General features: G+C 70.6%; 18 protein-coding genes. 13 read left to right on the forward strand and 5 right to left on the reverse strand.

What is annotated here, in order from left to right:
• The first annotated feature begins 108 nt into the window (after nt 1-108).
• A complete protein-coding gene (locus ACWCRB_RS12385; RefSeq protein ID WP_450996000.1) occupies nt 109-1,311 on the forward strand; it encodes a CaiB/BaiF CoA transferase family protein in 1,203 nt (400 codons plus the stop codon).
• Nucleotides 1,312-1,387: 76 nt separating this feature from the next.
• On the opposite strand, the gene ACWCRB_RS12390 is transcribed toward ACWCRB_RS12385, so the two are convergent.
• From ACWCRB_RS12390 to ACWCRB_RS12400, 3 genes are all read right to left on the reverse strand, one after another.
• Nucleotides 1,388-1,657 (reverse strand): hypothetical protein, encoded by a 270-nt coding sequence (locus ACWCRB_RS12390; RefSeq protein WP_450996001.1) that lies wholly within the window; start codon nt 1,655-1,657, stop codon nt 1,388-1,390.
• Between the two features lie 115 nt (nt 1,658-1,772).
• Nucleotides 1,773-2,633 (reverse strand): anti-sigma factor, encoded by an 861-nt coding sequence (locus ACWCRB_RS12395; RefSeq protein WP_450996002.1) that lies wholly within the window; start codon nt 2,631-2,633, stop codon nt 1,773-1,775.
• On the reverse strand, nt 2,630-3,172 hold the full coding sequence (locus tag ACWCRB_RS12400; protein WP_369032863.1) for a sigma-70 family RNA polymerase sigma factor: 543 nt from the start codon (nt 3,170-3,172) through the stop codon (nt 2,630-2,632). Before ACWCRB_RS12400 ends, ACWCRB_RS12395 begins: the two co-directional genes overlap by 4 nt.
• Before the next feature lie 270 nt (nt 3,173-3,442).
• Between ACWCRB_RS12400 and ACWCRB_RS12405 the strand changes: the two genes are divergently transcribed.
• The 4 genes from ACWCRB_RS12405 to ACWCRB_RS12420 all read left to right on the forward strand — a co-directional run bounded on the left by ACWCRB_RS12405 (nt 3,443) and on the right by ACWCRB_RS12420 (nt 10,843).
• Nucleotides 3,443-4,981: a DUF4331 domain-containing protein gene (locus ACWCRB_RS12405; protein ID WP_450996003.1), complete on the forward strand. Its 1,539-nt coding sequence runs from the start codon at nt 3,443-3,445 to the stop codon at nt 4,979-4,981.
• 636 nt (nt 4,982-5,617) lie between these two features.
• Nucleotides 5,618-7,306: a tetratricopeptide repeat protein gene (locus ACWCRB_RS12410; RefSeq protein WP_450996060.1), complete on the forward strand. Its 1,689-nt coding sequence runs from the start codon at nt 5,618-5,620 to the stop codon at nt 7,304-7,306.
• Nucleotides 7,303-9,093, forward strand: a complete 1,791-nt coding sequence (locus ACWCRB_RS12415) for an urease accessory protein UreH domain-containing protein (RefSeq protein WP_450996004.1) — start codon at nt 7,303-7,305, stop codon at nt 9,091-9,093. Before ACWCRB_RS12410 ends, ACWCRB_RS12415 begins: the two co-directional genes overlap by 4 nt.
• A 106-nt stretch (nt 9,094-9,199) precedes the next feature.
• Complete coding sequence (locus tag ACWCRB_RS12420) at nt 9,200-10,843, forward strand: serine/threonine-protein kinase (RefSeq protein WP_450996005.1); 1,644 nt, start codon at nt 9,200-9,202, stop codon at nt 10,841-10,843.
• 19 nt (nt 10,844-10,862) lie between these two features.
• On the opposite strand, the gene ACWCRB_RS12425 is transcribed toward ACWCRB_RS12420, so the two are convergent.
• Nucleotides 10,863-11,669: an SGNH/GDSL hydrolase family protein gene (locus tag ACWCRB_RS12425; protein WP_450996006.1), complete on the reverse strand. Its 807-nt coding sequence runs from the start codon at nt 11,667-11,669 to the stop codon at nt 10,863-10,865.
• Between the two features lie 311 nt (nt 11,670-11,980).
• On the opposite strand from ACWCRB_RS12425, the gene ACWCRB_RS12430 reads away from it, so the two are divergent.
• From ACWCRB_RS12430 to ACWCRB_RS12460, 7 genes are all read left to right on the forward strand, one after another.
• Entirely contained in the window at nt 11,981-13,192 is a 1,212-nt protein-coding gene (locus tag ACWCRB_RS12430; RefSeq protein WP_450996007.1) for a S8 family peptidase, read from the forward strand.
• A 199-nt stretch (nt 13,193-13,391) separates the two neighbouring features.
• A complete protein-coding gene (locus ACWCRB_RS12435; protein WP_450996008.1) occupies nt 13,392-13,829 on the forward strand; it encodes a hypothetical protein in 438 nt (145 codons plus the stop codon).
• A 37-nt stretch (nt 13,830-13,866) separates the two neighbouring features.
• Complete coding sequence (locus ACWCRB_RS12440; protein ID WP_450996009.1) at nt 13,867-14,970, forward strand: GNAT family N-acetyltransferase; 1,104 nt, start codon at nt 13,867-13,869, stop codon at nt 14,968-14,970.
• A 415-nt stretch (nt 14,971-15,385) separates the two neighbouring features.
• Nucleotides 15,386-16,225: a glycosyltransferase family 2 protein gene (locus tag ACWCRB_RS12445; protein WP_450996010.1), complete on the forward strand. Its 840-nt coding sequence runs from the start codon at nt 15,386-15,388 to the stop codon at nt 16,223-16,225.
• Nucleotides 16,222-17,220 carry a glycosyltransferase family 2 protein gene (locus ACWCRB_RS12450; protein ID WP_450996011.1) on the forward strand — a complete coding sequence of 333 codons (999 nt, stop codon included), beginning with the start codon at nt 16,222-16,224 and terminating at the stop codon, nt 17,218-17,220. The genes ACWCRB_RS12445 and ACWCRB_RS12450 overlap by 4 nt, the downstream gene beginning before the upstream one ends.
• The gene (locus ACWCRB_RS12455) at nt 17,217-18,014 is read left to right on the forward strand and encodes a polysaccharide deacetylase family protein (RefSeq protein WP_450996012.1); all 798 of its coding nucleotides are present in this window, start codon (nt 17,217-17,219) and stop codon (nt 18,012-18,014) included. The genes ACWCRB_RS12450 and ACWCRB_RS12455 overlap by 4 nt, the downstream gene beginning before the upstream one ends.
• Entirely contained in the window at nt 18,007-21,810 is a 3,804-nt protein-coding gene (locus ACWCRB_RS12460) for a lipopolysaccharide biosynthesis protein (RefSeq protein WP_450996013.1), read from the forward strand. Before ACWCRB_RS12455 ends, ACWCRB_RS12460 begins: the two co-directional genes overlap by 8 nt.
• 72 nt (nt 21,811-21,882) lie before the next feature.
• On the opposite strand, the gene ACWCRB_RS12465 is transcribed toward ACWCRB_RS12460, so the two are convergent.
• A complete protein-coding gene (locus ACWCRB_RS12465; RefSeq protein WP_450996014.1) occupies nt 21,883-23,307 on the reverse strand; it encodes a GH39 family glycosyl hydrolase in 1,425 nt (474 codons plus the stop codon).
• Between the two features lie 176 nt (nt 23,308-23,483).
• On the opposite strand from ACWCRB_RS12465, the gene ACWCRB_RS12470 reads away from it, so the two are divergent.
• On the forward strand, nt 23,484-24,578 hold the full coding sequence (locus tag ACWCRB_RS12470) for a DUF5925 domain-containing protein (protein WP_450996015.1): 1,095 nt from the start codon (nt 23,484-23,486) through the stop codon (nt 24,576-24,578).
• The last annotated feature ends 43 nt before the right edge of the window (nt 24,579-24,621 follow it).

Here is a 24,621-nt window from a genome sequence, read left to right on the forward strand (position 1 = left end):
CCGTCCGGCGTTTGAGGACGAGCGCGTTCAGCGCGACAAGGGGGGTCTGGGGGCGCAGCCCCCAGGGATGGGAACGGGTAGGGGCGGCGGGGGCGGAGAAAGACCGGCATGATCGGCCGCATGGAACCCCTCCCCCTCCACGGCCTCACAGTCGTCGCCCTCGAACAAGCCGTAGCCGCCCCCTTCGCCACCCGCCAACTCGCCGACCTGGGCGCCCGCGTCATCAAGATCGAGCGCGTCGACGGCGGCGACTTCGCGCGCGGGTACGACACCGCCGCCCACGGCCTCGCCTCGCACTTCGTGTGGTGCAACCGGGGGAAGGAGTCCCTCGCCCTCGATGTGAAGGATCCGCGTGGGCTCGACGTCGTACGGCGGCTCCTCGTCGGCGCCGACGTCTTCGTGCAGAACCTCGCCCAGGGCGCCGCCGCCCGGCTCGGACTGGACGCGGCCACGCTCTGCGCCGCGCACCCCCGACTCGTCGCCGTGGACATCTCGGGATACGGGGCGTCAGGGCCGTACGCCGGCAAGCGGGCGTACGACATGCTCGTGCAGTGCGAGGCGGGGCTGGTGTCGGTGACCGGGACGCCCGAGCAGCCCGTCAAGGCGGGGATCCCGGCGGCGGACATCGCGGCCGGGATGTACGCGTTCTCGGGGGTGTTGGCCGCCCTGGTGCGACGGGGCGTCACCGGGCGGGGCGGGCCGGTGGAGGTGTCCATGTTCGACGCGCTCGCCGAGTGGATGGGGCACCCCCTCCACCACGCGATGCACGACGGCACACCCCCCGCCCGCACCGGCCTCGCGCACGCCGTCATCGCCCCGTACGACGCCTACGCCACGGGGGACGGCGGGCAGGTGCTGCTGTCCGTGCAGAATGATCGTGAGTGGCGGCGGCTGGCCGAACAGGTGCTGGGGTGGCCCGAGTTGGGGGCCGATCCGGAGTTCGCGACGAACGCGGCGCGGGTCCGGAACCGGGAGCGGACCGATGGGCATGTCGCCGCGGCTCTGGGCGCGCTGGGGGTCGATGACGCCGTTTCGCGGCTGGAGGGTGCCGGGATCGCGTGCGCGCGGCTGAGGGACGTACAGGAAGTGGCGGAGCATCCGCAGTTCGCGGCCCGGGACCGGTGGCGGGAAGTGGGTTCGCCGGTGGGGCCGTTGCGCGCGCTGCTGCCCCCGATCAACCTGCCGGGCGGGGACGAGGCGCGGATGGGTGATGTGCCCGCGCTCGGGGAGCACACCGAGGCGCTGCTGCGTGCCGTGGGGATGACGGGCGAGGAGATCGCAGCACTGCGCCGGGACGGTGTGGCCGCCTGAGCGCGGGCCTGGAACAACCGGACGATGGACGATGAACGGTGATACCGGGCCGGCGTGGGGACGCCGGGCGGTCCGGTCAGCGCCCGCCGAACAGGGTGCGGCTCAGGCGGCGCAGCGGGGCGAAGAGCGAGAGCCGGCTCACACGTGTGCCGAGGTCACTGCGCTGCTTCACGGTGTCCCGTGCGGTCAGTTCGCGCATCAGCGAGGTCGCCTCCGCCGTCTCGCGCTGAGGGACGGCGGGTCCCGACAGCACCGAGAGATGGCGGTCCAGGCGCGCCTTGGTCGCCGTGCTCCCGCACGTGATCGCAGGGACGCGTGCCCTGCTGTGCATCGTTATCTGTTCCATGTCACTCCCCACCCGTACGAGTCCACCCGGCCCGGGCAGGTTAACCCTATCGCTCCCTCGGGGCATGCGTGTATCGCGGTCACAGGATTCACCTTCCCCACAAGGGTGTTGACGATTACTCTCCGAATCCAACCGATTCCAGGGCGAGTTGGACAACTGGTGCGCTGGTGGGCTGCTCTGAGCCCCCGTCGGGTTCGACGGTCACAGCGAGTGATGTGGCCGTCTTGTCGAGACCTGTAGCGACCAAGGGCGTGTCGCCCTTGAAGAGTCCCAGGGAGCGCGGTTGCACATCAGGGCGCATGAGCCACAGTTGGCGCACGCGGTCGCTCGGCAGCTCCCCGTACCCACTGAGGGTCACCACCGCGCGCCCCTCGGAGGCGGAGGCGATGGCGGTGATTCCCTGCCCTTGCGCGTCCCGTCCGGAGGTCGCCCGCGCGTCGGGAGCGGCCAGAACGTCGGCAATCTCACGTGCCTGGGCCTGCGCGGCGTCCAACCTGTCCTGGGTCTGCGTGTTCTGGACGGCGAACAGCGCGGCGACGACGAGAGCGGCCGCCGCCGTGACGGTGGCGAACGGGGCGAACATGGGGCGCATACGGGGCGCACGGCGGGCGGGCGGCGGTTCGGTGCCCCACACATGCGCCGGCAGTTGATGGCTCTTGCGGCGGGGCGCTTCGGCGGCGCGGCCGGGGGCGTACGACGGGGACTGCCCCGGCGAGTACCCGGGGGACTCCTGCGGAGTCGCGCGTACGGCGGACAGGACCCGGTCGCGCATGGCGAACGGGGGCTGCGCGGCCGTGGACCAGGCCAGCCGGACCGCGTCCTCGGACAGCAGGCGCACCTCGGCGGTGCAGGCGTCGCAGCGGTCGAGGTGTTTCTCGAAGCGGCGCCGCTCGTCGCCCTCCAGGGCGTCGAGGGCGTAGGGGGCGGCGAGGGAATGGAGATCCTCGCGGCGGAACAGTCTGCCGAGCACGCTCATGCGACACCTCCCAGGCATTCGCGCAGCCGGGTCAGTCCGTCGCGCATCCTTGTCTTCACCGTGCCCAGTGGGAGCGAGAGCCGCTCCGCCACTTCACGGTACGTGTAGCCCTCGTAGTAGGCGAGGGTGACCGACTGGCGTTGCAGGGTGGTCAGCCGGTCCAGGCAGCGGCGCACCCATTCGCGCTCCATGCCGGCCTCGACCTCCTCGGCCACGTGGTCGAAGGCGGGACGGTGGGATCGCTGGGCCTCTCGCTGCTCGCGCTCACCGGCCGCGCGGGCGCTGCGCACCCGGTCGACGGCCCGACGGTGGGCGAGCGTGAGTATCCAGGACAGGGCGCTGCCCTTCCTGGGGTCGAACCGGGGGGCAGAGCGCCAGAGTTCGAGCAGGACCTCCTGGGACACCTCCTCCGACTGTGCCGGGTCCCGCACCACGCGCCTGACCAAACCGAACACCGGTCCGGACACGATCCCGTACAGCTCTTCGAAAGCCTTCTGGTCGCCCCCGGCCACGAGTACCAGAAGCTCGTCCGCTCCCACCCGCGTCCCCTCTCTATGGCCGCACACGGCCCCTCCCCGCTCCATCACGCTTGTCACCGTCACCTTAGGCATTCGAAGCCAACACGCCTCCGGATGGGTACGGATCAACTGCCCTCGAAGTGCGGGTCGGTGACCTTCGAACATCCTCGGGACGCCCTCCAAACGTCCTCGGAAAGTTCTTCAAGAAACTTTTCAGGTTCGACCAATCCGCATCCGGGAGGGCTCCGAATCCCCGTCGTCAGGCAAGTTGGCACGGTGAGGACGGACGGCATGACGACAACCATCTCCAAGGGTGGCGCGCGACGCAGGAGTATCGCGACCCTCATTTGTGGTGCGCTGGCCGCCGGTGGGCTCGCAGCCGCCGGCGTCACCGCGCTCGTACCGGGTACGGCTTCTGCCTCCAGCCACCGCGAGGCACCGCTCATCTCGGGGACACCGCAGTACGACAACACGGACGTGTACGCGTTCGTGAGCCCGGACAAGCCCGACACGACGACGATCGTCGCGAACTGGATCCCGTTCGAGGAGCCGGCCGGCGGACCGAACTTCTACCAGTTCGCCGAGGACGCCCAGTACGACATCCACATCGACAACAACGGCGACGCGCAGGGCGAGATCCTGTTCCGCTACACCTTCAAGACGCACGTCAAGAACAAGAAGACGTTCCTGTACAACACCGGCGCGGTGGAGAGCCTTGACGACAAGGACCTCAACATCACGCAGACGTACGACATCGAGATGATCAAGCTCAAGAACCAGTACGTCGAGTCGAAGACGAAGATCGCCGACGACGTGCCGGTCGCCCCGTCCAACGTGGGCAAGGCGTCGATGCCGGACTACAAGAAACTGCGCGACCAGGCCATCCACAAGCTGACGAACGGTTCGACGACGTTCGCCGGCCAGGCCGACGACCCGTTCTTCCTGGACCTGCGCGTCTTCGACCTGCTGTACGGCGGGAACCTCTCCGAGGTCGGCAACGACACGCTCAAGGGCTACAACGTCAACTCCATCGCGCTTCAGGTGCCGACGCACATGATCGTGGAGTCGGAGAAGCAGCCGATCGTCGGTATCTGGTCGACGACCCAGCGCGAGAACGCCAAGGGCCAGTACAAGCAGGTCTCGCGGCTCGGTATGCCGCTGGTGAACGAGGTCGTCAACCCGATCAAGGACAAGGACAAGTTCAACGCGTCCTCGCCGTGGGACGACGCCCAGTTCCTGAAGAACGTCACCGAACCCGAGCTGCCGAAGCTCATCGAGGCCATCTACAAGATCCCGGCTCCCAAGGAGCCGCGCAACGACCTGGTGGACGTCTTCCTCAAGGGTGTCGAGGGCCTCAACCAGCCGCCGCACGTGACTCCGGCCGAGGAACTGCGTCTCAACACCTCGATCGCCCCGGCCAAGAGCCCCAAGCGGCTCGGTGTCCTCGACGGTGACAACGCGGGCTTCCCGAACGGCCGCCGTCTGACGGACGACGTGATCGACGCCTCGCTGCAGGTCGTCGAGGGTGAACTGCTCGGCGCGAAGAACGACTTGGGCGACGCGGTCGACAAGAACGACAAGAAGTTCGAGAACTACTTCCCGTACGTCGCCCTGCCGACCGAGGGCTCGCGCGGTCCCCTCGCCAAGGGCACCGACGGCACGAACGACGTCCGCAGCCAGCTCGGCGACGCGCTGCAGCCGGCGGGTACCGCCGGTGGCACCGACACGATGCTGATCGCCGGTTCCGCGGCGGCCGGTGCGGCCGGGTTCCTGCTGATCACGGCCGGCGTGGTCTGGTGGCGCCGGAACATGGGCAACCGAGCGTACTGACCGCTCCGCTCCCATCCCCAACTGGCGCGGCCCGCTCGTATCCATCCCCCACGGCGCGGGCCGCGCCGCACGGCACCAAAGCGGTTGATCCGCCGATCAACCGCCTGAACGACCTGAGGAGAGGGCATGCCCCCGCGTACGAACAACAACGCACCGGACGGCGAGCAGCCACCGCTCACGCACCCGGCCCGTGAGTTCGGCCCCCGCCAGACCGACACGGCGGGGGCAGCGGAGGGTGCCGGCGGCACCGACACGACAGCCTCCGACCCGGCCGAAACAAACGTGGCCGGGCCGGACGCAGACCGGACGCGTGCGCCGCGCGCCGCGAAGGCCCCCGAGCAGAGCAACTCCAAGCAGAACCTCGAAGACCTCGCGACGACAGGCACCGGCCACTCCGACGGCCGACGCTCCTCCACAACCGAACCGGTCGACACCACGACGGACACCCCCACAGCCACGGTCGAGACGGGCAAGACCGAGACGGGCCCCGCCCGGACCCGCGTGCCGCACGGCGCTCGAGCCCCCGAGCGGGACAGCTCCGAGCCGGGCCCCGGCGACCTCGCCTCAACCCGCGCCAGTCGCTCCGAGGCGCCCCGCTCCTCCGTAGCCGAAGGCGGGGGCACGCCGGCTCCCCAGGTGACCCTGGCGGCCGATGCCGCTCCGGAGACCCGCGCGGCGGACGCAGCCGGGCCAGGTGCCGGGCCGACGCGTGCGCTGCGTGCCGTGTCGGCCCCCGAGCGGGACAGCTCCGGGCAGGGCCCCGGAGATCCCGCCGCAGTCGGCGCCGGCTCGGAGGCCCCGGCCGAAGCCGCTCCGCAGGAGCGGGAGGTGTCGGGGATCGACGTCGCGGCCGACAGCCGCGATGCGGTGCCCTCGGCCTCCAGCCCCGTGGCCTCGCCCGAGGGCGCGGGCGGTGACTCCCCCGAGGAGGCGTCCCCCGCTTCCGATGAGCGCGTCGCCGCCGTGCGGCGGGTCGGGGAAGCTTCTCGGCGGTGGCGGGCGCTGCAACTCGGGGCCTGTGCCGCCGCGTTGGCGGTGGCGTTCACCGCTGGGGCCGTGGTGCTGGGGGCCGTTCGGGACGGGGGTGCGACCGCGTCCGTTTCGTCGGCGCCTGCGGCGATGTCGCCCGCGCTGCTCGCCAGTGGGGATCTCGAGGCGAGTATTGCCTCGCTTCAGGCCCATCTCCGCAGCCAGCCCAAGGACTTCGGGAGCTGGGCCACTCTCGGGCTCGCCTATGTCGAGCAGGCCCGGACGAAGGGTGACCCCTCCCGGTATCCGCAGGCCCAGCAGGCGCTGGCGCGGTCCCTGGAGCTGCGGCCCGACAACGACTCCGCCCTCGCCGGGCGCGCTGCCCTCGCCGCCGCCCGCCATGACTTTCCCGGTGCGCTGAAGTACGCGGACCAGGCCCTCACGCAGAACCCCTACAGCGAGCGCGCCCTGTCCACCCGTATCGACGCCCTGGTCGAACTCGGGCGCTACGACGAGGCGTCGAAGGCCGCCGACGAGGCCGACGACAAGCGGCCCGGGGTGCCTGTCTTCACGCGGTACGCGTACGTGCGTGAGCTGCGCGGCGATGTCAGCACCGCCCGGCGCGTGCTGGAGCGGGCGCTCGGCTCCGCCACCTCGCGCGGGGACGTCGCCTACGTGGCCACCGCGCTCGGGCAACTCGCCTGGAACCAGGGCGAGTACACGTCCGCCCTGGAGTACTACGCCCGCGCCCTCGCCGCCGACGACAACTATCTGCCCGCCCTCGAAGGCCGGTCCCGCGCCCAGTTCGCGGACGGCGACCTGGCCGGAGCCATCAAGGGCATGGAGGAACTCGTCTCCCGCTATCCGCTGCCCGGGCCGCTCGTCGAACTCGGTGAGCTGTACGAAGTCCGGGGCGGCGACGGCGACTTGGCCAAGGCCCGTGACCAGTACGCGCTCGTCAACGCCTGGACGGCCATCGCCCGCGCCAACGGAGTCAACGCCGACCTGGACACCGCGCTCGCCGCCGCCGACCACGGCGACAAGAAGTCGGCGCTGCGCGCGGCCCGCGCCGAGTGGGACCGCCGCGAGACCGTGCACACGGCCGACGCCCTCGCGTGGGCGCTGCACGTCAACGACCAGGACGAGGAAGCTCTCACGTACGCCCGCCGCGCCACCGCGACCGGCTACCGCAACGCCTCCTTCCTCTACCACCGCGGCATGATCGAGCAGGCCACGGGCAACGCCAAGGAAGCCCGCGCCTCGCTCTCCGCCGCCCTCGAACTCAACCCCGGTTTCTCCCCGTTGGGCGCCCAGAAGGCCCGTACGGCTCTCAAGTCCCTGGAGGCGGCGAAGTGATGCCCCGTCGTGTGGTCGCCGCCGGCGCGGCCGTGTTCGCGGGCGCCTGTGCGCTCGTCCTGGTTCCCGCCGGGGCCGCCAGCGCGCATCCCCTCGGCAACTTCACCGTCAACCGGTACGACGGTCTCGTCGTCGCCCCGGGACAGCTCCGCGTCGCCCATGTCGAGGACCTCGCGGAGATCCCGGCGACCCAGGCCAAGCCCGACATCGAGAAGCTGGGCCTGACCGACTGGGCCGGGCAGCGGTGTGCGACCGCCGCGCAGGGCAGCAAGGTGACTGTCGCCGGGCAGGCCGTCACGCTCTCCGTCGGCAGCGCCAAGGCGAGCGTGCGGCCCGGTCAGGCCGGCCTCGACACCCTGCGCGTCGAGTGCGACCTCACGGCCTCCCTCCCCGGGGTCGCCGAAGGGGACACCGTCTCCCTCGGCTTCCACAGTGCGGGCACCGAATCCGGGCCCGGCTGGCGGGAGATCACCGCGCGCGGCGACCGGATGACGCTCGCCGAGTCCGACGTACCGGAGAAGTCGATCTCCGGTGAACTGACCAGCTATCCCCAGGAGTTGCTCTCCTCCCCGGCCGACACCGCGACGGCCGCCCTCCAGGTGAGCCCCGGCGGCCCCGCCCTCTCCGAGAGCGGCGAGAACGACGCCCCGGCCTCCTCCGTGCTGCCGCGCGGCGCCGACCGCTGGACGCGCGCGCTGGACAACCTCGTGGCCCGGCACGACCTCACGATCGGCTTCGCCGCGCTGGCTCTGGTCATCGCGGTCTTCCTCGGCGCGATGCACGCGCTCGCCCCGGGCCACGGCAAGACCCTGATGGCGGCCACGGCAGCCGCCCGGGGCGGCCGGGCCCGCCTGCGCGACGTCATGCCGCTGGCCGCCTCTGTGACGGTCACCCACACCCTCGGCGTGGTCGGCCTGGGCCTGCTGGTGACGGCCGGTTCCGCGGCGGCGCCCTCGGTGATCGCCTGGCTGGGCGTGGCGAGCGGTGTCCTGGTGACGGGCGCGGGCCTGACCCTCGTACGCCGGGCCTGGCACCACCGCGCCCACGAGCGCGCGCATCACCAGTCCCGGTCCCAGTACCAGTCCCATCCGCACCCCCATCCCCACCCGCACGACCACTCCCACGACCACGATCACGACCATTCGCACGACCACGACCACGAGCACCCCCACAGCCACACCCACGCCGCCGACAAGGCGCCGGAGCGCGAACTGGTCCTCGCCCACGCTGCGCACGCTCACACGGACACGGACACGGACACCGCTCCCGCACGCGCCCACGCCCACACCGCCGCTCCCGCACACGTGCACGACCACGATCACCCCCACGAGCATCATCACGATCACGAGCACCCCCACACGCACGACGACCACAAGCACAAGCACTCCACCACCACCCTCGAACACACCCACGGCGGCTTCACCCACACGCACGCCGTCGCACCCACCATCCGCGGCACGATCCTGCTCGGGTTCGCCGGTGGGCTGGTGCCGAGTCCGTCCGCCGTGGTCGTCCTGGTGGGCGCCGCCGCGCTGGGGAAGGCCTGGTTCGGGTTCCTGCTCGTGCTGGCGTACGGCGTCGGGCTCGCGCTCACCCTCACGGGGGCCGGGTTCCTCGTCGTGAAGCTGGGCAGCGGGGCGAACCGGCTCCTTGACCGGCGTCCGGGGCTGGCCGGTGGTCCGGTGGTCGCGCTGCTGCGGCGTACCGCGCCGCTGGGATCCGCGTTCCTCGTCGTGGCCCTGGGGGCCGGATTGGTGCTCAAGGGGGCGGCAGCAGCGATCGGCTGAGCTACTTTTGGGAAGAAATCAGGCGGTGTGCGGAAAACCGGCGTGCGGTATAGACGTGCGGTGAGACCGATTCCAGTGGACGCACGGCTGCGATGGGGGGACGTCCGTGTCCGTAGAACCGGGCAGTGAACGTGTGATCGCGGGACGCTACCGGCTGCTCTCGCCGCTCGGCGAGGGCGGTATGGGCACGGTGTGGCGGGCCCGGGACGAGGTGCTGCACCGCGAGGTCGCCGTCAAGGAGGTGCGCGCGCCCCACGGGCTACCGACCTCCGACGTCGAACGGATGTACGCCCGACTGGAGCGCGAGGCCTGGGCCGCGGCCCGCGTCTCGAACCGCAACGTCGTGACGGTGTACGACGTGGCGACCGATGACGGCCGGCCCTGGATCGTCATGGAGCTGATCCGGGGGGTCTCGCTCGCCGACCAGCTGGACGCCGAGGGGCCGCTCTCCCCGCAGCGGGCCGCGCACATCGGCGCCGAGGTGCTGGCCGCGCTGCGGGCCGCGCACGAGGCCGGGGTGCTGCACCGGGACGTGAAGCCGGGCAACGTCCTGCTGTCCAACGACGGCCGGGTCGTGCTCACCGACTTCGGGATCGCGACCGTCGAGGGCAGTTCGGCGCTCACCATGACCGGCGAGGTCATCGGTTCGCCCGAATTCCTCGCGCCCGAACGGGCGTTGGGGCGCACCCCCGGCCCTGAGTCCGACCTGTGGTCGCTGGGCGTGCTGCTGTACGCGGCGGTCGAGGGCAACTCCCCCTTCCGGCAGAACACCCCGCTGAGCACCCTGCGCGCCATCGTGGACGAGGAGTTGCCGCCGCCGCTGCGGGCGGGGCCGCTGACGCCCGTCATCGAGGGGCTGCTGCGCAAGGATCCGGCCGAACGTCTCGCCGCCGAGCAGGCCGAGCACGATCTGCGGATCATCGGGGCGGGAGGCACGCTGCGTGCGGATGCCGGTCCGACGGCTCCGTACACGCCGACGATCGCGGGCCTCCCGCAGCAGCCGCCGACGCCGCCTCCCACGCCTCCGCAGCCGACTCCCGTGCCAGCGGCGGCGGGCCAGTTCGGCCCCCCTCCCCCGGACACGCGCCCCACCACCCGTACGGCCGAACCGGACCGCAACCGCCGCGCGGCCGTCGTCCTGGTCGCGGGCCTCGCCGCCGTCGCGCTGGCGGTGGCCGGACTGACGTACGCGCTGCTGAACGGCAACGACGGCGGCGGGGACGACAACGGTGCCGGAACCAGCACGCAGCAGAGCAACGGCGGTACGGGCGGGGCGAGTTCGCCGAAGAACAGCCCCAGTGACTCCGGCGCGGAGGAGACGAGCAAGTCGCCTGGCGGCGACGACGGCGGTACGACCTCGAAGCCGGCGCAGACCGTCGAGGTGAATGTGGTCGGGTCGGACACCGAGTACTCGGGGCCCTGTCCGCCGCCCAACTCCGAGGCGCCCGGCTTCACGGCGACCTTCACCGTGGGGAGCGTGCCCACGAAGATCTCCTACCGCTGGGTGACGGAGACGGGCGAGGCTCCGGAGCAGGGCTGGCGGACGCTGTCGTTCCCGTCGGGGGGCGGGAAGACGAAGGAGAACAAGGTCTTCGTGACGACGTACGACGAGAGCGGGACGATCGAGAACGCGATCGGGGTGGAGGTCCGCGACCCGGTGAGCGTGAAGTCCAACACCGTGCCGTTCACGGTGACCTGTGAGACGGAGACCCCGACGGGCGGGGCCTCCACTCCCACCGCTACGCCCTGAAAGGACGTCAGCCGGTCTGTCAGGCGTTGCTGGTGAACACCGGCAGATAGCCGCCCGACTGGCCGGCGGCCGTCGGGTGGTACGACTCGCCGATGTTGAGCAGGTTGAGGCTGTGCAGCCATGAGCTGCCGGAGCAGAGCTCGTGGCCGGTGAAGGGCGTCTTGACGTCACCGAAGGTGAAGCCGTGGTCGGCGGCTCGTTTGGCGAGGGCGCTGTTCAGGTGGTCGGCGGCGCCGTTGATCGCGGACCGCTTGGCCTCGGACAGGCCGAGGCAGGTCTGGCCGAGCTTGTAGAAGCGGGGGTAGCCCAGGACGACGACGTGGGCGGCGGGCGCCCGGGAGCTGATGGCGTTGTACACGGTGTCGAGCTGACCGGGGAGGGTCGAGTCGACGTACGCCTTCGCGGTGTTGATGCGGGCGACGCAGGAGCTGTCGGACTGGAGCACACAGGTCGTCATGACGTCGGCGAAGCCCGCGTCGTTGCCGCCGACGCTGATCGAGACGAGGCCGGTGGAGGAGCTGAGCGGGGTCAGCTGACTCGCCAGAACATCACCCGTTCGGGCGCCGGAGCAGGCCGTGAAGTTGAAGCTGGAGGGTGAGTGGGCGGCGGCCCAGAGGTACGGGTACGCCTTCGTGCTGCGCTTGCAGTTGCCGCTGGAGCTGATGTAGCTACCGGCGCCGACACCCGAGGAGTAGGAGTCTCCGAGGGCCACATAGCCCGTGGCGGCGGCGAGTTGGGATGCCTGCGCCGACGTCGCCCCGGTGAGGGCCAGGCCGGCGGCGAGGAGGAGCGAGGTCACGTATGCCGTAATTCGGGAACGTCTCATGGAACCTCCCTTTAGCAGGATCTCTGCCACAACGTTCGTACCAACTACGCGTGTTGATTGGAAGTGTTCATGCCAATACTTACCCGCCCACATCAACCCCGATTCCCCGCGTTCACATTTCGTTGGATTGCGTGTGTATGACATGCGCGTGACAAGAGTCCGAACCTCTTGAGCAACTCCCGTGCATGACCGAGTCTTTACTTCGGCCCGGACGGAACGCGACGCTCCGGGCTGTGCCCGCACTCGCGCGCACCCCCCACAGACGCGCCCCCACCCAGGCGTGTGCTGCCTAAGAGGAGGACTCCCTCGTAATGGCACAACTGCGTAGCAAGAAGCTCAGGACCGCCGCGACCACCGTCGTGGCAGCCGCCGCTCTCGTCGGCGGATTCACCGCGCTCCCCGCCCAGGCCGCCCCGGCACCCGCCGAGGGCAAGGTGCTGGCCGCCGGCTCCCCCACGGCCATCAAGGACAGCTACATCGTCACGCTCAAGAAGACGACGGGCCTCAAGGCCGCGTCGAGCGCCGGCAAGAGTCTCATCAGTGAATACGGCGGCACGGTGAAGAAGACGTTCAGCACCGCGCTGAACGGCTACTCCGCGACCCTGTCCGCCACCGAGGCCCGCAGACTCGCCGCCGACCCGTCGGTGGCCTCCGTCGAGCAGAACCAGACGGTGCACGTCGACGCCACGCAGACCAGCGCCCCCTGGGGCCTGGACCGCATCGACCAGGCGGCCCTGCCGCTGTCCGGCACGTACACCTACCCGGACACGGCCGGCGCGGGCGTGACGGCGTACGTCATCGACACCGGCGTACGCATCACGCACTCGCAGATCAGCGGCCGGGCCACCAACGGCTACGACGCCGTGGACGGCGACAACGTCGCGCAGGACGGCAACGGCCACGGCACGCACGTGGCCACCACCATCGCGGGCTCGACCTACGGTGTCGCCAAGGCGGCGAAGATCGTGGCGGTCCGCGTGCTCAACAACGCCGGTTCCGGCACCACGGCCGGCGTCGTCGCGGGCATCGACTGGGTGACCGCGAACCACAGCGGCCCCTCCGTCGCCAACATGTCGCTCGGCGGCGGCGCGTCCACCGCTCTGGACACGGCTGTCGCCAACTCCATAGCCAGCGGCGTCACCTACGCGGTCGCGGCGGGCAACAGCAGTGCCAACGCCTCCTCGTACTCCCCCGCCCGGGTCGCCGCCGCGATCACGGTCGGCGCCACCACCAGCACGGACGCCAAGGCGAGCTACTCGAACTACGGCTCGATCCTGGACATCTTCGCCCCGGGTTCCTCGATCACGGCGGGCTGGTACACCAGCGACACCGCGACGAACACGATCTCCGGTACGTCGATGGCCACCCCGCACGTCGCGGGCGCGGCCGCCGTCTACCTCGCGGGCCACACCTCGGCCACCCCGGCCCAGGTCGCCACGGCACTGACGGGCGGCGCCACCACCGGCGTGGTCACCAGCGCCGGCACCGGCTCACCGAACCGCCTGCTGAAGGTCATCTCGTAACACCCGTCTCGGACAGGTGAGTTCCCCGGAGGCAGCCGGCGCCTCCGGGGAACTCGTTCGTTCACCCATTCGTTCCCCTCCGGGGAACATCGCGCATGCCTCTGGGCAATGTGGCGAGCTGGTTGCGCATCTTGACTCGCCCGTCGCGCTGCGCGACATTGAAGCCCGGCATCCGGCGCGTCGGGGGGCAAAGTCGCCAATGCAGACCATACGTATCAAGCCACCTTCATCCGGCAGTGGATCGGGGGACGGCGAGCCGCCACCGCAGGGGCTCGCGAAGGACCTGTTCCCGCTGCTCGCGGGCGTGGCCGTGGCCGTCGCGGCCGTCGGCGCGGGCCTCGCGCTGACCGACACCGCCTCACCGCTGCGCGGCCCGTTCACACTGTTCTTCCTCCTCGCCGCACCGGCGGTCGCCGTGGGCGCCGCACTGCGCGGACTGGAGCCGCTCGGCCGGATCGTGACGTCGGTCGCGGCGGCGGTCGCCCTCGATCTCCTGGTCGCCCAGGGCATGCTGGCGACGCATCAATGGTCGGTCCGCGGCGGAGTCGTCGCCGTGACCGTGATCAGCTCGCTCATCCTCCTGCTGGTTCTGGTACGGCGGCACCGCGGCCGTACGGCGAGAAGACGGACCTCCTGACGTGGCTGGTGACGTGGCTCGAAACCTAACTTCCGACGTGACCCTCTCCGTGTACCGACCCGGCGAACTGACCGCCGCCGACCGGGCCGCCTGGACCGCGATGCAGGCCAAGGCCCATCTGCACGGCTCGCCCGAACTGGCGAACCCCTTCCTGTCCCCGGAGTTCACGCTCGCGGTCGGCCGCTGCAGACGCGGCGTACGGATCGCGGTGCTCCGCGAGGGCGGGGAGCCGGCCGCCTTCTTCCCGTTCCAGAGATCCGCCGCCGGCGTCGGCCGGGCGATCGGGCTCGGCGTCTCCGACTGCCAGGGGCTGGTGCACCGCCCCGGATTCGACTGGGACGCACGGGAGTTGCTGCGGGCCTGCGGGCTCGCGGTGTGGGAGTTCGACCACCTGGTGGAGGGCCAGGCGCCGTTCGAGGCCGAGGCCTCCGGCACCTTCCCGTCCCCGGTGATGGACGTCGACCAGGGGTACGAGGCCTATCTGGCCGGACTGCGGGCGCGCTCACCCAAGTTCACCCGCACGACCCTCGCCAAGGAGCGCAAGCTCGGCCGGGACGCCGGCGAGGTGCGCTACGTCCACGACGAGCGTGATCCCGAGGCGCTGCGCAGGCTGATGGACTGGAAGTCCGCCCAGTACCGCAGGACGGGCCGCAGCGACCGGTTCGCGCACCCCTGGATCACCGGGCTGGTGCACCAGCTCTTCCACACCCGGTCCGACCCGTTCGCGGGCATCCTGTCGGTGCTCTACGTCGACGGGAAGCCGGTCGCCGCCCACTTCGGACTGCGTACGGAACGCGTGCTGGCCTGCTGGTTCCCGGCGTACGACCCGGCGTTCTCGAAGTACTCGCCGGGTCTTGTCCTGCATCTGCGGATGGCCGAGGCGGCCGCCGCCGACGGGATCGCGTACCTGGATCTGGGCCGGGGGCAGAAGGAGTACAAGGACTCCCTGAAGACCCGTGAACTCATGGTGTCCGAGGGGTGGGTGACACGTCGTCACCCGGTGGCGGTCGGACACCGGGCGCGGCGCGCCCCGGTCCGGGCGCTGCGCAATGTGGTGCTGTCCCGGCCGGAGCTGTTCGAGCCGGCCGACAAGGCGCTGAAACGGATGGGACAGCTCCGTTCACGAAATCGATCAAAGTAGTTGTCCAACGATCAAAGTGGTTGTGTAACGGTCAAACCAACAAAAACGTGAGGCCTCGTTCCAGGTCTTGCCATAAGGGCGCAATCGTCAATACCGTCATACATCTCACCCGCATCGGTACGTCGTCCTGTGACTCAGGGGAGGGCTCAGGGTCCACGACGACCGTCGGAGCGGGACGCGGTAGGGGGGTGCCGCGCTCGGTGAACGTATGTCTTGCCGAGCCGTGCCGCGAGACCGGACACCTGTTCAGGCGTTCGGCCAGCTTTGCCAGCTCACCCGGCATGCACGAAGACAGCTAGAGACCGATACGGAGAAACCATTCGTCATGCCGTGAGTGAGAACCCCCCTTTCGAACCGGACACATAACCGGGCCGCCCAGGGGCGGGCGGTCCACCGGACGAGAGGGACCAGACTCATGAGTTCCGTTCTGCGACCGGCGATCTCGGGCGAGGAGCCCGCGATCGCCAACCAGCAACCGATCAAGGCCGACGTGTACCGGCCCATCTCCTCACATCTGGCGATCACGCCACCGGTGAGTGTGGTGATCCCCGCCATGAACGAGGCGGAGAACCTGCCGTACGTCTTCAAGACACTGCCCGACTGGATCCACGAGGTGGTCCTGGTCGACGGCAACTCCACCGACGACACCGTCCAGGTCGCCCGCGACCTGTGGCCCGGCGTCAAGGTGGTCGAGCAACAGGGCAAGGGCAAGGGGGATGCCCTGATCACCGGGTTCGAGGCCTGCACCGGCGACATCATCGTGATGGTCGACGCGGACGGCTCGGCGGACGGCAACGAGATCGTGTCGTACGTCTCCGCACTCGTCTCGGGCGCCGACTTCGCCAAGGGCTCGCGCTTCGCCAACGGCGGCGGCACCGACGACATGACGCCGATCCGCAAGCTCGGCAACTGGGCGCTGTGCACGGTGGTCAACAAGAAGTTCGGCGCCCGCTACACCGATCTCTGCTACGGCTACAACGCGTTCTGGCGGCACTGCCTCGACAAGATCGACCTCGACTGCACCGGCTTCGAGATCGAGACCCTGATCAACATCAGGGTGGTCAAGGCGGGGCTCAAGGTGCAGGAGATCCCGAGCCACGAGTACCTCCGTATCCACGGCGCGAGCAATCTGCGGGCCGTGCGCGACGGGCTGCGGGTGCTGCGGGTGATCCTGAAGGAGCGCTCCAACCGGCGTGACCTGCGCAGCCGTTCGCACTCCCGCATCCTCAGCGCGAGCCGGGGAGAGGCGTCTTGAACGAGCTGGACGTCTCGGTGGTCGTCTGCGTCTACACCGAGGACCGCTGGGAGGATATCCTCGCGGCGGTCGCCTCGGTGCGGGCGCAGTCACGGCCGGCCCTGGAAACACTCCTGGTCGTCGACCACAACCAGGCTCTCCTGGAGCGGCTGGCCAAGGAGTACAAGGAGACCGACGAGGTACGGGTGCTGGCCAACGCGGGCCCGCGCGGTCTGTCGGCCGGCCGCAACACCGGGATCGCCGCCTCGCGAGGGGAGATCATCGCCTTCCTCGACGACGACGCCGTGGCCGAACGCGACTGGCTGCGCCACTTCGCCGACGGCTACGCGGACCCCCGGGTGATGGCCGTCGGCGGCCGTACGATGCCGATCTGGGCGTCGGGCCGCCGGCCGGCCTGGTTCCCGGAGGAGTTCGACTGGGTGGTGGGCTGCACCTACAAGGGGCTGCCCGAGGGACGCGTGAAGGTCCGCAACGTGCTCGGCGGGAACGCCTCCTTCCGGCGTACGGCCTTCGACGCGGCCGGCGGTTTCGCCACCGGCATCGGACGGGACGGCGACAAGCGTCCGCTGGGCTGCGAGGAGACGGAGCTGTGCATCCGCCTCACCAGGGCCAGACCGGACGCGGTCCTCCTGATCGACGACCGCGCGGTGATCCACCACCGGGTGCCCGAGGTCCGCGAGCACTTCGGGTACTTCCGCACCCGCACCTACGCCGAGGGCCTGTCGAAGGCGCTGGTCGCCCGAAGTGTCGGCGCGGACAAGGGACTTGAGTCCGAACGCCGGTACACCACCCGGGTCCTGCCCGCCGGGGTCGCACGCGGTCTGCGCGACGCCGTGCTGGCCCGCCCGGGCGGCGCGGGCCGCGCGGGCGCGATCGTCGCCGGCGTGCTGACGGCGGCCGGCGGGTACGTCCTCGGGAGTGTGCGGGCGCGCCGGGGCGGACCCACGTTCACGGTGGTGGAGATCGAGCGGAGCGCCGAAGGGGGTACGGCATGAGTACGCCCGTACCGATCCTCATGTACCACTCGGTCGCCACCGAGCCGAACGACGCGACCAGGACCCTGTCGGTGACGCCCGAGGCGTTCGCCGAGCAGCTGGCGCTCCTGGCCGACCAGGGCTTCACGCCCGTCAACACGGCGGAACTGGCGGCGAGTTGGCGCTCCGGCCGATCACTCCCGTCCCGCCCGCTCCTGATCACCTTCGACGACGGCTACGAGGGCGTCCACCGGCACGCCCTGCCGGTGCTCGCCAAGTACGGTTTCCCGTCCACCCTGTTCGTGTCGACGGGCTGGCTCAGGGGCCCGTACGACACCGGGGGCGGCCTCGACACCATGCTCGACTGGGACCAGGTGCGCGAACTCGCGGGCAGCGGCGTCGAGATCGGCGGCCACAGCCATACGCACCCGGAGCTGGACCAGCTCGACGACGACACGCTGCGCTTCGAGCTGACCCGCTGCCGTGACGTCGTCGCCGGTGAACTGGCCGCCGTACCCGTGTCGTTCGCCTACCCGTACGGCTACTCCAGCCGCCGGGTGCGGGCGGCGGTGCGGGCGGCCGGGTTCGCGCAGGCGCTCGCCGTCGGCAACGGTCTCGCGCGCCGGGAGCAGGGTCCGTACGCCCTGCGGCGCGTCACCGTGCGCCGCTCCACCGGTATCGAGGAGTTCGCGCGGCTGGCCGAAGGCCGGTCCATCGCGCGGGACTTCGCCCGGGACCGTGCCCTCACCAAGGGGTACGCCATGGTCCGCAGAGCACGTCAGGTCCGCCGGAAGGCCATCAGTTCCCGTGTCTGACACGACAACCACACCCACGACCGAGGCCGAGGCTCCCTCGGCCGATCCACCCGGACAGCGGCCGGGGCGGCGGCTGCGGCTGCCCGGCCTGGGCACGGGCAAGGGGGGCGGCAGCCAGCTGTTCCGCAACGCCTACGCGCTGATGCTGAACACGGGCATCTCCGCCGTGCTCGGGCTCGGCTTCTGGCTGGCCGCCGCCCGCTACTACTCCGAGTCGGCGGTCGGCCAGAGTTCCGCCGCGATCGCCGCCATGAAGCTCCTCGCGGGTCTCACGGCGGTGACACTGACGGGCGCCCTGGCCCGCTTCATCCCGGTCGCGGGCCGCGCCACGGGACGGTTCATCTTCCGTACGTACGCGGGCAGTTCGGTGATCGTGGCGCTGGCCGGCGGTCTCTTCCTGCTCACGCTGGACTTCTGGGGGCCGTCATACCGGTTCCTGCACGGACCGGTGCCCGCCCTCGGGTTCGTCGGCGCCGTCGTGCTGTGGAACGTGCTCACGCTCCAGGACGGGGTGCTGACCGGGCTGCGGAACGCGCTGTGGGTGCCGGTCGGCAACACGGTGTTCTCGGCGGTCAAGCTGGGGCTGCTGGTGGCCTTCGCGGCGGCGATCCCGACGAGCGGTGTGTTCGTGTCGTGGGTCGCCGCGATCGCCATGTCGGTGCTGCCGCTCGGCTGGCTGGTGTTCCGGCGGCTGGTGCCCCGGCACGTCAAGGCGACCGAGGAGCACGCGAAAGCGAAACCGCCGACGCCGAAGGAGATCGGCAGATTCCTGGCGGGCGACTACACGGGGTCGCTGTTCTCCCTCGCGGTGGTCTACCTGGTGCCGGTGATCGTCGCCTCGCAGGTCAGCTCCGCCGACAACGCGTACTTCTACATCACCACCACCATCGGCGGCACGGTCAACCTCCTCGCCATCAACATGGGCGCCTCCCTCACGGTCGAGGGCTCCCACGATCCGGCCCGGCTGGCCGCCAACACCCGGGCCGCGCTCAGGCGCATGGCGCGCATCATGCTGCCGGTCGCCGGGGTGCTGTTCTTCGGCGCGCCCTGGATCCTGGGCGTCTTCGGCTCGGGCTACGCGGACGCGGCGACCCCGCTGCTGCGCTGGTTCGCGGTCGGCGCGGTGCTGCGGGTCGTCATGGAGACGTACTTCGCGGTGCTGCGCGCGCAGAGCCGGACGGCCGGACTCGCCTGGATGCAGGGCCTGTTGTGCGCCCTGGTGCTCGGTCTGACGCTGCTGCTGCTCCCCCGGATGGGGCTGACGGGAGCGGGCGTCGCGGAGATCTCGTCCCTCGCGGTGATCGTCGCGATCGCCGCGCCGAAGCTGTACCGGACGGTCAGGGCGGCACCGGCCGACGCGATCCCCGAGGGTTCGGCACCGGACGGGGACCTCGCCGACCTGACCGCGGGCTCCCGGGGGCGCGGGCAGGGCTGGGCACGTTCACTGGACTCGGACACGCTCGCGCTGGGCGTCCACCTCGACTTCGACCACCAGGAACGCCGTCCGGACGTCCGCCCGGGTCCGGGGACCCCGCCCACGGGGACACCGGCGCCGCGCGTGGACCGCCGGCCGACCTGGGCGCTGAAACAGCCCGAGGTGGTGGGGCTGCCCGTGGAGGAACGGGAGCCGACAGAGGGCTCGTTGCCGAAGCTGGCCGTCCCGGCGGGCGCGGACGCCGACCTCGTACGAGCCGCCCAGGCGTCCCTCGTACGGGAGTTGCGGACCGCGCAGACCGCACCCGACCCATTGCCGGCACCTCCCCGGACCCTGCGCGAGCGCCTGCTGCCCACCCGTGGCGGAGTGGTCCTCGGCTGTCTGCTGATCGCCGCGCTGTTGCTCTACTGGGTGCCCGCGTCCCGCCTCGGCGAAGCCGACCTGGACCGGATGGGCGGGCTGGGGCTGATCTCCGTCCTGCCGCTGCCGACGCTGATCGGGGCCGGGCTGCTGGTCCTGGTGTTCGCGTCGCTGCTGTGGGGCAACCGGGAGCACCGCACACTGCTGGCTCTCACCCTGCTCGCGACGGTCGTGTCACTGCACGCGCTGCCTGCCGTGATCGAGGCCGAACCACGGTTCGCGACGGCCTGGCAGCATCTCGGGTTCCTCGACTACATCGACCGGACCGGGACCGCCGTACCGGACCTGGACGCGCGCTGGAGCTGGCCGGGCTTCTTCGCGGGGGCGGCATTCGTTGCGAAGGCCTGTGGGGTGAACGACCTCACGGAGGTCATCCGCTGGTGGCCGCTGACCATGCAACTCCTGTACCTGGCACCGCTGTTCCTCCTGACACGCTCCCTTCGGGCGAGCTGGCGGGCCAAGTGGACAGGGGTGTGGATCTTCGTCCTGAGCGGCTGGGTCGGCCAGGACTACTTCTCTCCTCAAGGCTTCACGTACCTCCTCTATCTGGTCTTCGCGGCGATCCTGCTGGTGTGGTTCCGGGCGCCGAGAGTCCTCTGGGGGAAGATGCGGCCGGGCGAGGCGGAGGTCGAGCCGACGAACCGCCGTCAACAGGCCGTACTGCTGGCCGTGTTGATCGCCCTGTTCGCGGCGACGGTCCCGGCCCACCAGCTGACGCCGTTCGTGATGCTGGGCGTGCTGGCGGTGCTGGTCGTCATCGGCAAGTCCGAACTGCGGGGCCTGCCCATCCTGTTCGGTGTCATCGTCGCCGTGTGGGTCGGTTTCATGGCCGAGCCGTACTGGTCGGGGCACTTCGACGAGCTGTTCGGCGGGATGGGCGGAGTGGGCGGCAATGTGTCGTCGAGCGTCTCCGGCCGTATCGAGGGCGGCAGTTCGAGCCACAAGCTGGTCCTCTACACCCGCGTCCTCCTGGCCGGCGGGGTCATGACCCTGGCCTGCTACGGCTGGTGGCGCCGCCGCGACCACAAGTACCGCGAACGCTCCCTGCTCGTCCTCACCTTCGTCCCGTTCCTGGGCTTCGGCATGCAGTCGTACGGCGGCGAGATGGCCCTGCGCGTCTTCATGTTCGCCCTGCCGGGCGCGGCGCTGCTGGCCGCGCTGGCGCTCTTCCCGCGCACGGGGGTGACGGCGAAGGAACGGGACAGGGACCGCATCAGCTTGGCACCCCTGGCCGCGCTGATGGCGGGCCTGATCCTCATGGGCGGCTTCCTGGTGGCCCGTTGGGGCAACGAGTCCTTCGAACGGACCCGCCCCGGCGAGGTCGCCGCGATGAACTACGTGTACGCCCACGACGACCCGACGGTCCGCCTGCTGTGGCTGAGCAACGACCTCGTCGACAACGTCACCCCGGCCCTTCCGTGGGGCGCGAAGGACATGGAGAAGGTGAACTACGTGCCGACGCTGGCCCCGGCCGACCCGGTGCTGGTGTCGGGCCTGGTGAAGGCGCTCAAGGACGCGGGCCCCAACTCGTATCTGATGGTCAACCGCAGCCAGGTCATCTATCTCCAGCTGGACGTGGGCTACTCGGCGGCCTGGGAGGGCCGACTGCTCCAGAACCTGGACGGCCGGGACGAGTTGAAGAAGGTCTTCGTCAACTCCGACGTGACGATGTACGCGCTGCGGCAACAGCCGGAGGGCAAGGTCGCGAAGCCCGACCCCGGCCCGATCGGCCCTCAGGTGACCTGGACACCATGGTCGGTGGTGGGCGGCCTGGCAGCCGTCGCCCTGATCCTCCTCCTCGCGGCCAGGGAGGTCGTCCGGGTGGCGCTACGCCCGAGCGTCCGGCAACTCCGCTGGCTACAGAGCAGCTTCTGGTTCTCGCTGCCGCTGCTGGCGGTGTTGTTGGCTTCGCTGGTGCAGCGGTTCCTGACGATGAAGTGAGGGTGCGCTCCGCGCCCCGATAGGGGCGCGGGGAACTGCGCGACCAGCCCCCACCGGCCCGAGGCCGACGAACTACCGGCTGAGCCACTTCACCTCGTACGCGCCCATCGTGAACCGCTTCCCGTCCACCTGCGCGTCGATCGGCCGATCCAGGACGTTGACGACGAGGACGGCCTTGTCGTCGGCGAGGACGCGCACGTTGGGCACGTCGTCGGAGGCGACGCGGACGGTCTCGTACTCCGTACCTGGCGGAAAGGCCGCCCCGAACCGCGAGACGAGGTCGAACATCGGAAGTGCCGTTCCCCCACTGCCACTTGAGGTAGGGGTCCACAGACACCCGGCGCAGCCGGCCCCCTTCTCCTCCTCCGGGTTCCAGTAGAAGCCGGATGAGGCACCGCCCTTGGCCATGGCGATCAGACCGGCCGCCTGGACGGCCTCGCGGCGGGTCTCGGACCAGCCCGTGCGGTCGTCGTTGCCGTCGGCGGGCTCGACGTAGTACTCCGCCCACCACAACGGCAGCCCGCGCGTCCGCGCCCGCACCCACTTCCCCACGGCCGTGAACTTGTCGGTCGCCGCGAACTCGTTCGGCAGCAGCTCGTCGTCCTTCGTATAGCTGGAGCCGTCCACGACGACGAAGTCGGCGCCCACCTTGTGCTTGTTCCAGTAGTCGAAGGCGTCGAGGACCCGCTGGTCCATGGCGCCCCAGGGGCCCTTGAAGGTCGTGGAGGCATCCGGTTTCTGCCGGGGGTCGAGGCTGTCCATGACGAGATACGGCCCGCCCACCATGATGTCCTTGTCGACCTTCTTCAGCGCCTTGTAGACGAGGTTGTACAGCTCGGTGTAGCCCTCGTAGTCCCAGCGGGCCTCGGTGTTGTTCCAGAAGCCCTTGAACTCGTTCCACACGATGAAGTGGCGTACGTCGGGATAGCGCTTGGCGACGGTCGCGGCGAGCGCGGCGAAGTCCTTGTAGTGGGCGCGAGTCGGAGCCGTCTCCAGGGCTGCCTGGCTCCAATTGGTGTTGTCCGAGCCGGACTTGCCGCCCTTCATCCAGTCCGGGGCACAGCACAGGGTGACCACGGGAGTGCCCCCGGAGGCCCGCACGAAGTCGATACGGCGGTCCATCTCCGCGAAGTCGTAACGCCCCTCGACCGGCTCGGGGTTGCCGGCGCCCCAGCCCATGATGTGCTGGTTCTGCGGCAGCCCGGGGTCCTTGGAGAGCAGCCCCTCGACCCGGGCGACGGCCGCCCCGGCGCCCTCGTCGGCGCTGAACTGGGTGTGCGTGAACCCCCACCCGACGTCCGGCTCCGAAACCGCCGGAGAAGCGGCGGGCGTGCCGTGCACCTTGTCACCGTCGCGGGAGGTACCCGCCGTGCTGCCGCCGTTCGACGGCAGTGTGTTGATCAGGGTCAGGACCAGGGCCAGCGCGACGGCCCCCACACCGAGCAGGGCGGTGAGCTGCCACCGCCGAGCTCCCGAATTCCACCCATGACGTCCCATCAAGGGCAACAGTAACGGCGGGGTACTGCCGGAGGGCAGCCCTCCGCAGCGCTCAGCCCGCGGGCAGGCCAGGAACGTATCGGACGCACAGCCCGAAGCCACCGCACTCACCGACAGACAGCGACGCACTGCGGAAACGGGGTGCACACGGCGCCCGGGTGCCGGATCATGGCGGCATGTCTGCGAACCCACACGACGCGCTGCCGATCCGGCTCAACGTCGACGACAGCGACTCACCGTCCGACGTCGTCGACGCGCTGTTCCTCGGCCGCTTCGCGACGGGCGAGCAGCCGTATTCGCACGCGGCGAACATCGACCGCGTACGGTCCGGGGCGACCCTTCTCCCGGCGGGCGCCAAGGTCCTGCGCGCCGCCCGCGACGACGACCGCAGCGCCACTCTGGCGGAGGGCGACGGCTGGACCCTCCTGGTGTCGCGCTGGAACCGGGGCGCCGACGTCACGGTGACGGCGACGACGCCCGAGCTGGCCGCGAAGGTCCTCGACCAGGCGACGGACGGCGCGGCGGACGAGCCCGAACCCCAGCCGGAGAACGTGACGATGGGCTTCTGGTACGTCTCCCCGCGCCGGGGGCCGCACCGTACGACCCGCCAGATCTCGGCGGGTACGTGGGACGAGGTCCGCGCCAACTACACGGCACCCGTGGCCGACGCGATGGACGGCCTGATGAAGACGACCCCGGAGGACATCGCGGGCCGCCTGCTCCTGCTCCACGGCCCGCCGGGCACCGGCAAGACGTCCGCGCTGCGCACGCTGGCCCGTTCCTGGCGGGACTGGTGCCAGGTGGACTGCGTACTGGACCCCGAGCGCCTCTTCTCCGACGTCGGCTACCTCATGGACATCGCGATCGGCGAGGAGGACAGCACCGGGAAGGGCCGCTGGCGCCTGCTCCTCCTGGAGGACTGCGACGAACTGATCAGGGGCGAGGCCAAACACACGGCGGGCCAGGCCCTCTCCCGCCTCCTGAACCTGACGGACGGCCTCCTCGGCCAGGGCCGCAACGTCCTGGTGGGCGTAACGACCAACGAGGACCTGGAACGCCTCCACCCGGCGGTGGTCCGCCCCGGCCGCTGTCTGGCCCGCATCGAGGTAGGCCCCCTGACCCGCCGCGAGGCAACGACCTGGCTGGGCACGGAGGAGGGAATCGGCCGCGAGGGAGCGACCCTGGCCGAGCTGTACGCCCTACGCAGAGGCACCTCCCCGACAACAGTCCCAGACCAGAGAGAGGGAGCAGACGCGGGCCTGTACTTGTAAGTCGGGTGCCTCGTGCGGTGGGGCGCAAGTTGTCGTGGGGTGC

The organism is Streptomyces sp. NPDC002156 (genome assembly GCF_053593675.1).